The organism is Nocardia arthritidis NBRC 100137 (assembly GCF_001612765.1).
Taxonomy (GTDB): Bacteria; Actinomycetota; Actinomycetes; order Mycobacteriales; family Mycobacteriaceae; genus Nocardia; species Nocardia arthritidis.
On the sequence record NZ_BDBB01000073.1, the window covers coordinates 1 to 15,766 of the forward strand.

Annotated in this window: 13 protein-coding genes; 1 reads left to right on the forward strand and 12 read right to left on the reverse strand. The window is 67.7% G+C overall.

The genetic code is table 11. From position 1 onward, the window contains the following. From NA8_RS31520 to acsA, 12 genes are all read right to left on the reverse strand, one after another. On the reverse strand, nucleotides 1-1,356 hold a 1,356-nt coding region (locus tag NA8_RS31520), incomplete at its 3' end, for a hypothetical protein (protein ID WP_218019535.1). 154 nt (nucleotides 1,357-1,510) lie between these two features. Continuing rightward, nucleotides 1,511-1,891, reverse strand: a complete 381-nt coding sequence (locus NA8_RS34225; RefSeq protein WP_218019536.1) for a hypothetical protein — start codon at nucleotides 1,889-1,891, stop codon at nucleotides 1,511-1,513. 137 nt (nucleotides 1,892-2,028) lie between these two features. Continuing rightward, nucleotides 2,029-2,154, reverse strand: coding sequence for a hypothetical protein (locus NA8_RS35625; RefSeq protein ID WP_281199199.1), 126 nt, complete (start codon nucleotides 2,152-2,154; stop codon nucleotides 2,029-2,031). Further along, nucleotides 2,151-4,949 carry an AMP-binding protein gene (locus NA8_RS31530; protein WP_063053947.1) on the reverse strand — a complete coding sequence of 933 codons (2,799 nt, stop codon included), beginning with the start codon at nucleotides 4,947-4,949 and terminating at the stop codon, nucleotides 2,151-2,153. The genes NA8_RS35625 and NA8_RS31530 overlap by 4 nt, the downstream gene beginning before the upstream one ends. Nucleotides 4,950-5,069: 120 nt before the next feature. Further along, nucleotides 5,070-6,908, reverse strand: coding sequence for an AMP-dependent synthetase/ligase (locus NA8_RS31535; protein ID WP_063053955.1), 1,839 nt, complete (start codon nucleotides 6,906-6,908; stop codon nucleotides 5,070-5,072). Nucleotides 6,909-7,012: 104 nt separating this feature from the next. After that, nucleotides 7,013-7,942, reverse strand: coding sequence for a ribose-phosphate diphosphokinase (locus NA8_RS31540; RefSeq protein WP_063053948.1), 930 nt, complete (start codon nucleotides 7,940-7,942; stop codon nucleotides 7,013-7,015). After that, nucleotides 7,939-9,291 carry a phosphoribosyltransferase gene (locus tag NA8_RS31545; RefSeq protein WP_063053949.1) on the reverse strand — a complete coding sequence of 451 codons (1,353 nt, stop codon included), beginning with the start codon at nucleotides 9,289-9,291 and terminating at the stop codon, nucleotides 7,939-7,941. Before NA8_RS31545 ends, NA8_RS31540 begins: the two co-directional genes overlap by 4 nt. A gap of 334 nt (nucleotides 9,292-9,625) precedes the next feature. Continuing rightward, nucleotides 9,626-9,880: an acyl carrier protein gene (locus NA8_RS31550; RefSeq protein ID WP_218019537.1), complete on the reverse strand. Its 255-nt coding sequence runs from the start codon at nucleotides 9,878-9,880 to the stop codon at nucleotides 9,626-9,628. Nucleotides 9,881-9,883: 3 nt separating this feature from the next. Then, entirely contained in the window at nucleotides 9,884-11,365 is a 1,482-nt protein-coding gene (locus NA8_RS31555; protein ID WP_218019538.1) for a dihydrolipoamide acetyltransferase family protein, read from the reverse strand. A 16-nt stretch (nucleotides 11,366-11,381) separates the two neighbouring features. Then, nucleotides 11,382-12,350 carry an alpha-ketoacid dehydrogenase subunit beta gene (locus NA8_RS31560; RefSeq protein ID WP_063053951.1) on the reverse strand — a complete coding sequence of 323 codons (969 nt, stop codon included), beginning with the start codon at nucleotides 12,348-12,350 and terminating at the stop codon, nucleotides 11,382-11,384. After that, nucleotides 12,347-13,315, reverse strand: coding sequence for a pyruvate dehydrogenase (acetyl-transferring) E1 component subunit alpha (gene pdhA / locus NA8_RS31565; RefSeq protein ID WP_439957446.1), 969 nt, complete (start codon nucleotides 13,313-13,315; stop codon nucleotides 12,347-12,349). The genes NA8_RS31560 and pdhA overlap by 4 nt, the downstream gene beginning before the upstream one ends. 35 nt (nucleotides 13,316-13,350) lie before the next feature. Next, nucleotides 13,351-15,165 (reverse strand): acetate--CoA ligase, encoded by a 1,815-nt coding sequence (gene acsA, locus NA8_RS31570; protein ID WP_063053952.1) that lies wholly within the window; start codon nucleotides 15,163-15,165, stop codon nucleotides 13,351-13,353. 183 nt (nucleotides 15,166-15,348) lie between these two features. Here acsA and NA8_RS31575 point away from each other — a divergent pair, with 183 nt between their 5' ends. Then, nucleotides 15,349-15,606: a hypothetical protein gene (locus tag NA8_RS31575; RefSeq protein ID WP_063053953.1), complete on the forward strand. Its 258-nt coding sequence runs from the start codon at nucleotides 15,349-15,351 to the stop codon at nucleotides 15,604-15,606. The last annotated feature ends 160 nt before the right edge of the window (nucleotides 15,607-15,766 follow it).

The following is a 15,766-nucleotide window of genomic DNA, read 5'->3' on the forward strand; positions in this document are numbered from 1 at the left end:
GTCGATGGCGATCAGGTCGGCATGCCACGGCACCGGATGTTCCGGGTGCGGCGCGACGGCGACGCCGCAGTCGGCGGCCGCGAGCGCGGCCTCCTCGCCGCCGGCGACGACCGCGACGACGTGACCCTCGCGCTGCAGCCGGGCGACGAGGTCCGTGAGGTCTCCCCCACCCTGCTCGGGTTCGGTCTTGGGCTCGTACCGGACGATCTCGATGTCCTGGCCGGTCACCGGCTTCGGCGGTTCCGTATCACCGAGCAGGTCCACGTCGATAACCAGACGGTCGACGTGGTCCAGTATCCGCAACGGTTCCGGACGCACCACCAGCACGGCACAACGGCCCAGATACTCCGTGACTCCGGCGGCGAATGCCTCGCGCCCGAGCCTGGCGGCCTTCGTAACCCCCGCGCTGAGCACATCGACCGCCTCCTGCGTCCGATGGGAAAGCGGGATGGTGGTCAAAGCCGCGGCTATCGTCGCTATCAGGTCTTGCTCGTCGTAGTGTTCGATCGGGCCCGGCGGCAGCGGGATGGGCCGCGGCGCGGGGCGCTCTGGCAGCGGACGTGCCGGCGGCGCCGTCGTGTACAGCACCGGCTCCACCTGCGCGAAGGTCTGCGCGCGGGAGCGCTCCTGCCGCAGCAGCAGCAGTCGATGGACCAGGTCTACGACCGGGCTGAGCAGCTGTCGCTCCAGGGCACCGGCCGTAGCAGCCGCGATGCCAAGGGCCAAGTCCACCTCGGTCACCCCGAATCGCCGCTCCAAGGGGGCGCGCAGCCGCTCCTGGTTCTGCACGAACGCAATGAAGGGTGCGAGTTCGATCGGCGTCAAGCGCCCGGGGAGCCGCAGCAGGGCGCTGACGGCGCCGACGCCGACCGCGGCCACGTCGGCAACCGCGGCCACGGTGTACCAGGCCACCGCTGTCCGGTCGGTGGGATGCCCCGCGACGGCCGCGGTGAAGGGCCCATCGGCGCCCGCGGTGGCCTCCGCCTCCTCCACCGCAGCGACGATGGCGGCCTCGTCCAACGCTTCCGGAGACTCCCCGGCGACCACGAAACGCCCGCACCCGGCGTCGAGGCCCATCCAGGCCACTCCTGGCACAGCGCCGACCCGCGCGGTCAGGTCGACGGCGAACGCCTCCAGCTGGTCCGGAGCCGGTCCATGCACCGCGACATGCAGGCGGTCGCCACCGGACCATACGGCGCGGGTCTGGCCCACCGCGTCGGACAATACGGTGTGCAGCGCGTCCGCCGCGGCTGTTGGGGCACGCAGCACATAAGCCGCCGCCGTCGGGACACGCAACGCATCCACCACGACCGTCGGGACACGCAACGCCTTCTCGAGATACCCGCCCAACATCATCGCCTCCGTTGTCGGTCGGCTGGTTCGAGCTGACTGATCGGCCGGTAGCGGCGGCCGCGGGTGCGACGAACGGGCAACGGTCGCGCGGAAGGGCAATTCCACACCGGACAGCTGGGCCGACTGCCGAAGCGATGCCAGGCCGTGCCGCTGCCGCTCAGTGCAACTGGATCGTCCGCTCGCCGTCGGCGATCGCCCCCGTCAGCTGTGCCCGCGACAGCGTGTGCGGGCCGCATTCGCAGGCGGCGGGTACGGTGTCGTCGACGATGCCGTCGGCCGCCAGCAGGTCGACGTATCGGGTGCCGAGGTCGTGGGCGCCGTGCCCGGTATCGACGAAGTCGCGATCACCATGGGCGTGTGTGCCGATCACCGAATGGAACACCAGGCCCGCGGGTGTATCGAAGACAGTCGCCACATGATGACCGCGCCCGCACCGCACTCGGAGCCGCACCTGCTCGCCGGCCTGCGCCAGCGAATCCAGGGCGTGTTCTGCGACGTGCCGCCGTTCCGGCGCTGAAAGCTTCGACGTTTCGTCCATGACACCACGATCGTCCTGGCAGCCGCGCACCGGCAGGGCCGAAATCACCCATGTTTCCGTGACGATCGGCCCATTGTGCACGCGCCGCTTCTGACGCCCGTCGGACTCATGATCGGTTACAGACGGCGCGGTGTCGGTCAGCCGCGGGCGTGGGCCGGCAATACTGCGATCCCGGTCGTGATGCCCGAGGCGATGGTGTCGATGTCGGGAGTGGTGTCGTAGTCGCCGGTGATGCCGAAGGTCAACTGGTCGAGGTGCGTCACTGCCTGTTGTCGGGTTCCCCACAGTTTTCGGCAATCACGGCGCGCGCTGCGCGTTCCAACCCGATGGCGGCATCCCACCCGTCTCCGGCGGGGGAGATCCCTTCGCCGACGACGAAGTGGATGGCTCCGCGGCGGATGATCGTGCCGTGGTCGGGCCACATCATCGCCCGGGTGCCCGCGATCGCGACCGGCACGACGGGAAGGCCCGCCTTGGCGGCGATCACGAACGCACCCATATGGAACGGCCGCAGGCCCGGGACCGGCGAGAGGCCGCCCTCCGGGAACACCACCAGGCATTCGCCATGCCGTGCCCCTTCCAGCAGGTTATGGGTATCGGCCACGCTGTGTTCGCGTTCGGTCCGCTCGACGAATCGAGTACCGACCCGCCGCAGCAAGAAGCCGACCAGCGGCTTGCGTTCGAACACTTCACCGGCCACGAAGGTGAAGCGGCCGGGAACGATCATGGACAGCGCGATGCCGTCGAGGAGGCTGGCGTGGTTGGCGACCACGACGCAATTGCTCAGTCGCGCGAGCCGCTCGGCTCGGTCGACGGTGACGGCGGTGCGGGTGAGCCAGGCGAGGCTGCGGGCGGCCGCGCGCACGACAGTTCGCCGTGCGCCGAGACCGGGCACCACCGCCACGACGATCAGCGTCGGCAGCCCCACCACGACGAGTACCGACCAGCACCACAGGGCGAACGCCCCGGTTGCGGTGAGACGTCCCGCGCGTCGCAGCCCGGGGATCGCGCCCCTGGCTGTGAACCGGGCCAGCTGCCACCACACGGGCCGGGGCCGAGCGCTCATATCGCCCCGCTCGTAGCGTTCCCGGGTGGCTGCGCGCCGGAGCTTGCCGCTGGAGGTTTTCGGCACCGTCCCCGGTGGCGCGAGCACGACGTCGTCCGGGGGTGTTCCGAGCAGGTCGACACTGACCCCGATGATCCGCTCCCGCAGTCGGGCGAGGGGGGCAGCCGCGGTCTGGCGAGTCTCGGCGAACACCACCAGCCGCTCGGTGCCGCCAGCGGGCTCGGGTGTCGCGAAGACGGCAACGCATCCCCTCCGGATTTCCGGGATATCGCCCACGGCCCGTTCGAGTTCCTCCGGGTGCAGATTGCGGCCCGCCCGGATAATAAGATCCTTGATTCGGCCGGTCACGTAGAGTTCTCCGTCGTCGAGATAACCGAGATCACCAGTGTCGAGCCAGCCGTGCCGCAACAGCGCTTTGGTTGCCCGCGGATTGCGGAAGTATCCCGCGGTGGTAGAGGGGCCGCAGAACTCGATCCGGCCCTCCCGCCGGTCGCCGAGCACGTTTCCCGCCGAGTCGATCAGGCGGATCTGGTGATCGGGAATCGTCCGGCCACAGCCGACAAAGCGGAGCGGATCCGGGTCGTCCTCAGCGGCCCGATCCGCCCTGCCGGTGCGCAGGAAACGGTTGCGGTCGACTCGGTCCACGATCGGCCCGCGGCCGACAGGCGGGAGAGTGAGGCCGACGCACGCCTCGGCCAGTCCGTAGACCGGGGCCTGAGCCTGGCCGCGCAGCCCATAGGCGGCGAATCGCTCGGCGAACCTGGTCACGGTGTCCGCGCTCACCGGTTCGGCGCCATTGAAGAGCATCCGCAGCGACCCGAGGTCGAGCCCGTCGAGTTCCGCGTCGGCGATCTTGCGCAGACACAGCTCGTAAGCGAAGTTCGGGGCCGCGGACAGCGTGCCGTGGTGGGCATGGATGGCCCAAAGCCATTGCGCCGGGCGAGCAAGGAAGTCCAGCGGCGACATCACGGCCAGCGGCACCCCGAAGTACAGGCAGGACAACCACGCGCCGATCAGACCCATGTCGTGGTAAAGGGGAAGCCAGCTGACGAACACGTCCGAGGTGGCGACCTCAGCTGCCTTGCCCATTGCCCGGATATTGGACAGCAGGTTCGCGTGGGTCAAAGTCACCCCCTTGGGGTCGCCGGTGCTACCGGAGGTGTACTGCAACAGAGCGATATCGCCTGCCGCACGAATCGAGCCTTCCGCTTCCCCGTAACCGGCCAATTCGTCTGGGGTCAGGACGTGGCGTACCGACTCCACCTGGCCGCGGATCAGCCGCGCCAGGCGCGCGGCCTCCGGATCGGTGACCAGCATGCAAGCCTGCGCGTTGCCGAGGATGTGCACCTGACGTCGCAGGTGCTCGGCCAGCTGCGACGGACGTGATGGCGGGTAGACCGGTACCGGGACGCCACCGGCCAGGAGTACGCCGAGGAAGGCGGTGAAGTAGGCCCGGCCCGTGGGCAGCATGATGGCTACCCTGTCACCGGGGCGCAGCTCGCGAGCGAGCAAGGCGGCGGACACCGCCGCGGCGGCGGACCGCACCTCACCGTAGCTGACCTCCTCCTGTTCCCAGTCCTTCATCCCCCCGGACAGTATCCGCAGGTGCGTGCGGTGGGGGTGGGTGCGAGCATGCCAGGACAGAGCCTCGGCGAGGGTGACGGTTGCATCCGGGGTCTGGTCGATCCTCGGTGGCGCGGCGTACCGTAGGGGCATCGACTGCTGACGGCTCCGCGGAGGCGCACCCTGCACGGCGATCAGAACATCACGCGGTGTCGTCACACTGCCGAGAACGCCACGTTCCAGGCTCACCCCGAACGCGTCTTCGGTACGTTCGAGCAACTCGGTGATGCCGAGGCTGTCCAGTCCGAGATCGCGATCCAACTCGCTGTCGAGCATCGCGCGCGCGGCGCGGTCCACGGTGTGCCGTTCGGCCACGAGATCCCGGACAACGGCCAGCAATAGGTCCTCATCCCGCCCTGAGGTCTTCACAGGTCATCCATCGATCGGACCGCCGTTCCACGCGCGGATGAGAGGTTGTCCAGCGGCTGGCCGCCATGCAACCGGGCGATCGCGTCGGCCGACATGACAAGCGACGGTCATCGGTCGACTTCATTGATAGAGGGCGTCGATGCTGTCGGCGAGGTTCTCGACTACTATCTTGCGGCGCAGTTTCATACTCGGTGTGAGATCACCGGCCACGACGGACAGTTCGTGGTCGATGATGTCGAATTTCTTGATCTGTTCCCAGCGATTGAGTTGGGTGTTCAGCTGGTCGACGTAGGCGGCGATCACGTCGTGGGTCTTCTCGTCCCGCGCGATTTCGGCAAGCGTTTTGCCTGCCAGACCATGCTTGGCCGCCCATTCGGTGATGCTCTGGGCATCGAGGCCGACCAATGCGACGCAATAAGGTCGTGTCTCTCCGCAGATGATGAATTCCGCCGCGTACGGACACATTCCCTTGAACGTGGCGGCAATCGCGGACGGCGCGACATACTTGCCCTGTGAGGTCTTGAACAAATCCTTCTTGCGGTCGGTGATGTGCAGGTATCCGTCTGCGTCGATCTCGCCGATGTCGCCGGTGCGGAACCAGCCGTCCGCGTCCAAAGCCTCGGCGGTGGCCTCGGGGCGGTCGTGATAGCCACTCATCACACCGGGACTTCGGAGCAGGATCTCGCCGTCCTCGGCGATCTCGACCTCGGTGCCGGGAAACGGCTTGCCCACGGTTCCGAACCGGTATGCGCCCGGGCGGTTGATGAACGAGGCGGCGGCGGTCTCGGTCAGGCCGTACCCCTCGAGCACGACGATACCGATCGCGTCGAACCACTGCGCGACGTCGCGGTCCAAGGGGGCCGCTGCCGAAACGAAGTACCGCAGCCGGCCACCGAAGCGTTCACGGATTTTGGAGAGCACCAGCTTGTCGGCGACTCTGTACTGCAACGAAACCAGCAACGACGGATCCTTGCCGGCCTGTCTTGCCCGCGAGACTTTCAGGCCGATCCCGACAGCCCAGTCGAAGAGCTTCTTCTTGATCCCGCCTTCTTCGGCCATCATGCCCTCGATCCGGGCATGCGCCTTCTCGAAGATGCGCGGGGCGGCCGCCACTATGGTGGGGTGCAATATCGCGAGGTTGTCCACGATCTTGTCCACCCGGCCGTCGATTGCCGTGGGAAAGCCGACCAGTGGCGACAGTGCCAACATCACCTTGCCGAACGCGTGGGCCAGCGGCAGCCACAGAAAGTTCAGGTCATCGGGTCTGAGAACGTTTACGGCGTCGATCGCGGCTGCGCTGTAGGTCCATGCGGAATGCGGCAGCCGAACCCCCTTCGGGGTGCCGGTCGTCCCGGAGGTGTACATGATGCTGCCCAAGTGCTCGGGCCGGATTCCGCGGATACGATCGGCTACCGCGTCGGGGGATCCGGCGAGCAGTCCGCGTCCGCGCTCTTCGAGATCATCGAGGGTTATCACCCAGTCTCCGTCGCCCTCGCCGTCGAAGATCACCACCTTTTGCACGTCGGGCAACTCGGCGCGGTGCTCGAGAAGTTTGTCGACCTGCGACCGATCCTCGGCAACGACGACACGGCTGCCCGAGTTGGCGACGATGAACGCGACGCCCGGGGCGTTGGTGGTGGGATACACGGTGGTGGTGGCCGCACCGGCGCACATCACGGCGAAGTCGGCGAGCACCCATTCGTACCGCGTGGACGACACGAGCGCGACCCGGTCCTCGGCCTGGATTCCCAGCGCGATCAGCCCGGCGGCGACAATGTCGACGCGCTCACCGAACTGCTTCCAGGAAACGCTGGTCCAGCCACCATCGTCGACGAATCGGAATGCCTCCGCGTCCGGAGTCTCCGCGACGCGGTCGACCAGTATCTGGGCAACCGACGCTGCCCGTTTCTCGATCTTGCCGAGATCGGGATGCTCCTCGGATTCCCGAAGGAACGTCACCACCTCATTCTACGGCGTCCCAGCCCGATCGGTGAGGCACTCCGACGAGAGAAGTCGTGAACGTGGACGGGCGCTCCTCATGGGCGAGCATCCTGCTGCCGCCGTCAGACGTGGGTGAGCGGCTCGTGCAGCGGCTGATCACTGTGAAGTCGCGCGATGGCATCCGCAAGCAGCGGGGCGATCGAACAGACCTCGATCGGCGCGGCCACGTCCTGATGTGCGACGGTGTCGGTCACCACAACGCGACGCAGGCCGAGGTCACGCAGGCGCGTCGTCGCCTCGAGCGTCAGCGGCCCATGCGTGGCGGCCACGACGATGTCGCTGGCATGGTGGTGCAGCAGTCGCACCGCGGCCTCGATGGTGGCGCCCGTGGAGATCATGTCGTCGACGATTACCGCCTGACGACCATCGATATCGCCGAGGATCTCCACGGCGGTGACAGCCGTGCCACTCTCGCGGAACTTGCGCACCAGCGCAACCGAATCCGGTATGGCAGCCGCGTACTGCTCCGCTAGTTTCGCCGCACCGAGGTCGGGGGCGACGACAACAGTGAGCTCCGACCATGCTGGGGAGACTTTGCTCGACAACAGCGGAACCGCAGTCAGCGTCTCAACGGGTATCGAACAGACCGCTTCCAGGGTGGGCGTGTGTGGATCGACGACCACAAGGCGCTCGGCGCCCGCGTTCGCGATCACGTCAGCGGCGACCCGTACACCCAAAGCCTGCCCGGAGCGCGTGCGACGATCCTGGCGCGCGTACCCGAAGTACGGGACTACCGCGGTCACCCGAGCGGCCCGGGCTCGCCGGCATGCGTCGAGCAACAGCAGAAGCTCGACGAGGTGATCGGCGACCGGCGGTGCGGTCGGCTGCACCACGTACACGTCGTTTCCGCAGACATGATCGACGATCGGCCGCACTTCACCGTCGGGAAAGCGGTCGATCACGCAGTCGGCGGGCCTGGCTTCGAGCAGGCCGGCGACGGCTGAGGCGAGTAGCGGATTGGAGCCGCCGGACAGAACCCGAATCGATGTCATGACCGTGTCTCTGTCGTCGAGCCGGTCCGGTGGTCGACCGCGGGCGCCAGCTGGTTGACCAACCAGTCGCGGGCGAGTTCGGCGACCTTCTCCAACGTGCCCGGTTCGGCGAACAAGTGTGTGGCACCGGGAACCACCGTCAGTGCGGTCTCACCCGACATCGCCTGTGCCGCGGAACGGTTCAGCTCCAGCACAACATCGTCGTGTCCGCCCACGATCAGCAGAGTCGGGGCGCGCACCGCCGCGAGAGCCGCACCTGCCAGATCCGGCCGCCCGCCACGCGACACCACGGCGGCGATATCCACGCTGGGGTCGGCGGCTGCCCGAAGCGCGGCGGCGGCACCTGTGCTGGCCCCGAAGTACCCGATTCGCAGCCCGGTGACGCCGTCTTGACGGGTCAGCCAGCCGGTGACGTCGACCAGTCGCCGCGACAGCAGCTCGATATCGAACACCCGTGCCCGATGGATCTCCTCTTCCGGAGTGAGCAAGTCGAACAGCAGGGTGGCCAGCCCGGCTCGGTTCAGCACCCCGGCCACATAACGATTGCGCGGGCTGTGGCGGCTGCTGCCGCTTCCGTGGGCGAACACCACCATCCCGATCGGGTTCGCCGGAATGGTGAGATGCCCGGCCAGTTCGGCCTCTCCGGCCTGGACCCGCACTTCGTCGTCGCGCAACGGCGGACCGAGCGCGGAATCCGACCGTGGCTCGCGCGCCTCTCCGGCGGCCCGGCGCAGCAGCTCGGTGACCTCGGCGTCGGAGACCTGGCCGAAACGGTGGTACCAGGAACCGACAGCGCCGAACCAGGTAGGCACCTCCAGACAGACGACTTCGTCGGCCTCGTTCTTCAGCATCGCCAGCGTGTCACGGGGCGCCACCGGAACGGCCAGCACGACGCGCTGCGCGCCGTGCGTCCACGCCACCTGGCATGCGGCCCGGGCGGTCGCGCCGGTGGCGATGCCGTCGTCGACAACGACAACGGTGCGGCCCGCCAGTGGCACACGCGGGTGCGTGCGCCGCAGCCGCTCGGCCCTGCGCGTGAGTTCGTCGCGTTCGCGGCGTTCCACACCTGCCATATCCTCGCTGGAAAGTTGCGTGTACGCGACGACGACCTCGTTGATCACCTGCACGTCGTCCTCGCCGATCGCCCCGAAAGCGAGCTCCGGCTGATACGGGACACCGAGTTTGCGTACCACGATCACGTCCAGCGGCGCCTCCAGCGCCCGTGCGACCTCGTAGGCGACGGGAACACCGCCGCGCGGCAGGCCGACCACGACGACATCCTCGTCTCGGAGATAGTCCAGCCGCTCCGCCAACCGACGTCCGGCGTCACGGCGATCATCGAACAGCATCGCTGAACCTCCTTACAGATTTTTCCAGCATGGGCTGCGACAGGGCATCGCGGCAGGTCCGATCGTCGCCAAGTCGAGAGCCGTTGGTCCCGGATGCGCTGTCCCGCCGCAGCCGGCGAACGAGCCAGCTCACCGAGGGGCCCAGCTCGCGGTCATACACTGAACTTCTGAACTCGGTTCCGTGCCCGGCTCGCTCTCGTTCGCGTGGCGACCGCGGGTTCGCAGCGGGCGTATCGGTACTGTTCGCCGGTGTCGGCGATGTCGGTGGCCAGGATGGGGCTGGCCCGACCGATAACCGAGAGCCTCGACGTCTCGGCACTGGTGGCGCAAACGTTCAACGGGGTCCGGTGAGGAAGTCGACGCAGGAGTGGATCGTCGAAAGCCGTGGGTAGTCGCTCTCCTCGATCCGGCTGCCTGCGGCGGAGAGCCGCTCCACGAAGGTCAGGAAGTCGATCGAGTCGAGTTCCAGTGTGTTGCGCAGGGGTTCGTCCTGACCGAGTGCGGAAATGTCGGCCTGGGGGGCGAATCCGCGCAACGCTTCGCGCACGGCTTCTTCTGCCTGCTCGCGGGACATAATTCGGGGCATCATGTTTCACAACTCCTCTGGCTGCTGGAGATGCTCGGCGACGGTGTTGAGGAAGCGGGCTCCGACGGCACCGTCGCTGGCGCGATGATCCGCCGAGAGCGTGGCGGTCAACTGGGGGCGCACGCCCAGTAGACCGTCCACCGCGCACGGACGTGTGGTGACGGCGCCGAAGCCGACTATGGCGACCTGCGGCACGGCGATTACGCCGAACACCGAATCCACTCCTAGCTCACCTAGATTCGTCACACTGATGGTCGCGGGCACAGCATCCGACGATCGCAGCCGGGCGGTGCGGGCTCGCGCGACGACGCCACGCAGTGCGTCCATCATGGCCGGCGGAGCGAGGGTGTCGGCGTCGGGGATGGTGGGCACCATGATGCCGCCGCCGCGCAGCGACACCACGACACCGAGGTGTACGGCCGAGGCCGGATGGAATTCGTCGTCGAGCCAGTGTCCGTTCAGGGCGGGCACTGTCCGCGCGGCCCGTGCCATGGCACACAGCACCAGGGCAGAGGACACCATGCGTGCGCTGACCGGCGCTCGGCGGTTCGTTTCTTCCAGCCAGCGCAGCGCGGCGTCCATGTCGATGGTGCTGGACAAGTAGTAGTGCGGCACCGTGCGCTTCGACCGCGTCATGGCCGCGGCGATCACCTTGCGCACGGCGACGGGATCATGTTGCGGGGCTTCCGCGCCGATCTCACGTGCCGCGTCGGCAAGTTGCGCGCGCGTGGACTCCGCCACCGCGGAAGCAGGTTCGGAGACCGGAGCCGCTGTCGGTACATCGCGGGCACGCACCGCACCGTCCGGGCCGGTGCCCGAAACATTCGCCAGATCGACTCCGGATGTGCGCGCCAGCAGACGCGCATAGCCGGAAGCCCGCGCCACAGCGGTCGGTGACGATGGATGATGCACCCTCTCGGGCGTGCCGAGCCTTTCCCGCGGCTTGGTCGGCTCATCGGACCGCACGCGGTCCTGCGCAGCAATCGGTTCTGAGCGCGGCGTCCCGCGCTGAGCGGCATCGATGGCGTACTCGACATCCGAACGTACGATCCGCCCACCCGGCCCCGACCCATGCAGAGTCGTCAGGTCGATGCCTGCCTCCTGCGCCAGCCGACGGATCAGCGGCGTAGCGTGGTGAGCCATCTCCGCCGTACCGTCGGGGCCCGAAATCGGCTCGCCGCGAACAGATTCCGCTGGCTTCACGGCAGAGGGCGGCTGCCCGTCCGGTATCGCGGTGCTGGCGTCTCCCACAACGACGGGACGGTCCGACGCCGGTTCTATCGTGGCCAGCGGCGTGCCCACCGGCACTGTCTTTCCTTCGGGTACCAGGATCGTCCCCATGACGCCGTCGTCGAAGCATTCGACTTCGATCGCCGCCTTGGTGGTGTCCACTTCCGCGACCACGTCTCCCTTGTGCACGACATCACCGGGATGCACGAGCCAGTGCAACAAGGTGCCCTCCACCATGTCGGCCCCCAGTGAGGGCATGCGGAATTCGCCCACCTCAACTCACCGCCTTACGTACCGCGTCGACTACGGCTTCGGCTTGCGGCAGCGCAGCCTCCTCCAACTGCTTCGCGTATGGAATCGGGACCTCGGCGGTGCATACCCGCCCGATCGGTGCATCGAGGTCGTAGTAGGCGTTTTCCGCAGCACGAGCGGCTATCTCCGCCGCGATGCCGACACTGCGCCAGCACTCGTCGACAATCACTAGACGGTGCGTACGTGTCACCGACTCGAGCACCGTCGTCTCGTCCAGCGGCCGCAAAGTGCGCAGATCGATCACTTCCGCCGAGACGCCTTCGGCGGCGAGCAACTCGGCCGCCGATTCCGCGGTCGGCAGCGTCGCGCCGAAGGCGACGATGGTGATGTCGGTGCCCGCCCGCCGAACCATCGCGCGATCGATATCCACCGGTTCGTCGTCCGCGGCCATCTCCCCCTCGCTGCCGTACAGCGCGATCGGTTCGAAGATCACGACCGGATCGGGGTCCTGCAACGCTGTCCACAGCATTCCGCGGGCATCCGCCACCGTGGCGGGCGAAACCACACGAAGCCCAGGGATGTGTGCGTAGAAGGCTTCCAGGCTGTGCGAATGCTGGGCGGCCAGCTGACGGCCCGCACCGGTGGCCATCCGGATCACCAGCGGGACACCGAGCTGACCGCCCGACATGTGCCGCAACGTCGCGGCGTTGTTGAGGATCTGATCCAGCGCGAGCAAGCTGAAGTTGCCGGTCATGATCTCGACGATCGGCCGCATACCACCCAGCGCCGCACCGATGCCCGCGCCGACGAACGCGGACTCGCTCAACGGCGTGTCCCGGATCCGGCTCGGCCCGTATTCCTCCAGCAGGCCGCGGCTCACCCCGAAACAGCCTCCGTAGGCGCCGACATCTTCGCCCATCAAGAAGACGCGGTCGTCGCGATTGAGCGCTTGCCGCAGTGCTTCCCGCATCGCCTCGCGGTAGGTGATCATGGTCGCTCCGCGTACACGTGACGGCTCAAATCGGCGACCGCCTCCACCGGCCCGGCCTCGGCCTGGGCGATCGCGTCGTCGAGTTCGGCGTCGACCGCGGTCTCGAGTGCGGACAGAGATCGGTCGTCGAGTGATCCCGATGCCCGCAGTTCAGTGGACAGCCGGGGTATCGGGTCGCGCTTCTTCCACTGCTCGATCTCGGCTTTGTCCCGGTAGCGGTCGGCGTCGTAGAGCGAGTGCGCACGGAAGCGGTAGGTCCGCAGTTCCAGAAAACACGGCCCGCTCCCGCCGCGGATGGATTCCACCGCCCGCTGGGTGGCCGCCGCCACCGCCTCGGGGTCCATGCCGTCGACCGGCCAGGCCGCCAAACCGTAGCTGGAGGCGCGCAGCGCCAGATCGGTTACCGCGTGCTCGCGGTGCAGCGCCGTGCCCATCGCGTAACGGTTGTTCTCGCACGCGAACAGAATCGGAAGTCGCCACAGCGCGGCCAGGTTCAAGCATTCGTGGAACTCGCCCTCGGCCGCGGCGCCGTCACCGAACAGGCATACCGTCACCGCGGGACGATTGCGCATGGCGTCGGCCAACGCGAGCCCGACCGCCAGCGGCAATCCGCCGCCGACGATCGCATTGCCACCGAAGAATCGTCGACCGGCGTCGAACAGATGCATGGATCCGCCGCGACCGCCACTGCACCCGGACGCGCGTCCGAACATCTCCGACATCAGTGCCGCCATCGGAATACCGCGAGCGAGTGCGTGCCCGTGTTCCCGATAGGTGGACACCACCGCGTCCTCGGGGCCGATCTGTCGCAGGAGCCCTGCCGCGACGGCTTCCTCGCCGACGTACAAGTGCAGGAATCCGCGGATCTTCTCGGCGCTGTAGAGCTGCACGCAGCGCTCCTCGAATCGCCGGATACGGACCATCTGCCGCAGCAATTCGATCCGTTCAACGGCAGCGAGCGGCAACCGATCGCCTACCCGATCCGGTAGTTCGACGGCAGTCACTGCCCGACCTCCAAGGTGGATACGTCACCTTCGGGCAACCCTTGCTCGCGCGCCTTCAACAGCCGCCGCATCACTTTTCCGCTGCGGGTGTGCGGCAGGCTCTCGGCGAAGGCGATCTCCTTGGGCGCCACCGCGCCGAGCGCCTTGCGGCCGAACGCGAGCAGCTCGGCCCGCAGCGATTCCGAGGCGGTATATTGCGGCCGCAGCAGGACGAAAGCTTTCACCAGCTCACCCGCGACCGGGTCCGGCGTACCGATCACTCCTGCCTCAGCCACCGCCGGGTGCGCCATCAGCGCGCTTTCCACCTCGAACGGTCCGACCAGGTGCCCAGCCGACTTGATCACATCGTCGGCGCGTCCGACGAACCAGTAGTAGCCGTCGGCGTCGCGTCGGGCCAGGTCACCGGACAGATACCAGCCCGCTGCGAAGGCCCGCGCGTACCTGTCCGGCTGTCCCCAGTAACCGCGGAACATCGACGGCCAGCCCGCGCGCAACGCGAGTTCCCCGATCTCGCCGGTTTCGGCGTCGCGGACAGCGCTGTCGATCACTTCCGCTCGGCCGTCGGGTCCGCGCCGCAGGATCGTGGCTTCGACGCCGGGCAGCGGCCGTCCCATCGAGCCGGGTCGCACCTGTTCGGCGGCCAGGTTGGCGATCATGATCGCTCCGGTCTCGGTCTGCCACCAGTTGTCGTGAACCGGTCTGCCGAAGACCCGCTGGCCCCAGACGACCACTTCGGGATTGAGTGGCTCACCGACGCTGGCGACGAAACGCAGGCGCGACAGGTCCGTGCCGGGTGGCAGCTCGTCGCCGCGGCGCATCAACATGCGCAGCGCGGTCGGTGCGGTGTACCACACGGAAACCTTCTCCGCGGTCAGGACCTCGTACCAGCGCAGCGCGTCGAAGTCGGCCTCGTCGGTGATCACGGTGACGCCCAGGCTCAGCGGCGCGATCACCCCGTAGGACATGCCGGTCACCCACCCCGGATCCGCCGTGCACCAGAACACGTCACCAGGGCGCAGATCCAGCGCGTAGCGCGCGGTGATCCGGTGGGCCAGAACCGCCTCGTGCACATGAACCGCACCCTTCGGTTTTCCCGTCGTTCCGCTCGTGAAGTGCAGGAGTGCGGGATCGTCGGCTCGGGTCCGCACGATCGGGAATTCGGCATCGGCGGCCACCATCGCCAGCGCCAGGTCGATCGCTCCATCTTCGAGCTCGCCCTCGGGATCGGCATCGGTCACGAGGACATGCCGCAGATCCGGCAGCTCGCCGCGAATCGGCGCCACCCGACGCCGGTAGAGTTCCCTCGTGGTGACCAGCGTCGTGGCCTGCGAGATCGCCAAGCGCTGCCGCACCGGCTCCGGCCCGAACGCTGAGAACAAAGGCGAGACAACACAACCGGCTTTCCACGCGCCCAGCGCGGCAACATAAAGCTCCGGCGTGCGACCCAGCAGGATGCACACGCGCTCACCGGGGCATACACCCAATCCGTGCAGCACGCCCGCGAACCGATTGCTGAGCGCGGCCAACTCGGCGTAGGTCAAGGTGGAGCATTCGCCGGTCGAGCGCAGAGCCCGCAGTGCGGTGACTTCGGCGAGGGGCGTGCCCAGATGCCGATCGACGGCTTCATAGGCGATGTTGACTCCCCCGCCGGGTAGCCCGGCCAGAGAGGATCGTGCCGCCGCCCAATCGAAAACTTCGCGTGACATCCGATAGTCGGTCAAATTCGCGTCGACGCGTTCCTCCGGGGACTTCTCGATCGGGTCCCACCGGGTTCGCGCGTAGTTCGATGCATCGTGGCTCAGAGTCTTCATTTCGGCCTCCGTGATCCAGTCAACGACCCATGAGCGTCATTCCGGCAGGGCGTAAAGACCTCGCTCGCTGGTGACCTCCGTCGTTTCCGGACAAGAATGCCGCCGCCGACGGTGACCATGGTCCCGTCAGCCCGGGCAGGAGTCCTCTCACCGAGTCCGGCGCAGACGAGCAGGATTTCTCGCATGGACCCGGACGAACACGACATTGCCGTCGTCTACGCGACCGAACAAGGATCCACCCGCATCGCCGAATCGATCAGCACCGAACTGGCGGGCCGCGACGTGATCGTTCAACTCGCCGATATCGGCCGGCGCCCGACTTGTCCAACTTCGACACCCAGTGGCTGCGCGCAATCGCCGACGGTTCCCGCTCGTGTGCCGGTGCCCGAAGCGCCGATTCCGAGCCCGAAAGCTTCTGCTACCCCGGACGGTTACCGATGATGCGGCGCACATTCCCGCTCGGCCGGATCGCCGGGATCCCCCTCGGCGCGCACTGGTCGGTGCTGGTCACCGTGGGGCTGTTCACCTGGGTTCTGGGCTCGTATCTGACCGGCACCGCGGCAGCTCCGGTCGTGTGGGCCACTGCCGCCGTGGGCGCCTT

Excerpts from the sequence above, each read along its gene's own strand:
- NA8_RS31540 (WP_063053948.1), bottom strand. The coding sequence starts at position 7,942 with ATGACATCGATTCGGGTTCTGTCCGGCGGCTCCAATCCGCTACTCGCC.
- NA8_RS31560 (WP_063053951.1), bottom strand. The coding sequence starts at position 12,350 with ATGATCACCTACCGCGAGGCGATGCGGGAAGCACTGCGGCAAGCGCTC.
- acsA (WP_063053952.1), bottom strand. The coding sequence starts at position 15,165 with ATGAAGACTCTGAGCCACGATGCATCGAACTACGCGCGAACCCGGTGG.
- NA8_RS31550 (WP_218019537.1), bottom strand. The coding sequence starts at position 9,880 with ATGATGCCCCGAATTATGTCCCGCGAGCAGGCAGAAGAAGCCGTGCGC.
- NA8_RS31555 (WP_218019538.1), bottom strand. The coding sequence starts at position 11,365 with ATGCCCTCACTGGGGGCCGACATGGTGGAGGGCACCTTGTTGCACTGG.
- NA8_RS31545 (WP_063053949.1), bottom strand. The coding sequence starts at position 9,291 with ATGCTGTTCGATGATCGCCGTGACGCCGGACGTCGGTTGGCGGAGCGG.
- NA8_RS34225 (WP_218019536.1), bottom strand. The coding sequence starts at position 1,891 with ATGGACGAAACGTCGAAGCTTTCAGCGCCGGAACGGCGGCACGTCGCA.
- NA8_RS31575 (WP_063053953.1), top strand. The coding sequence starts at position 15,349 with ATGGACCCGGACGAACACGACATTGCCGTCGTCTACGCGACCGAACAA.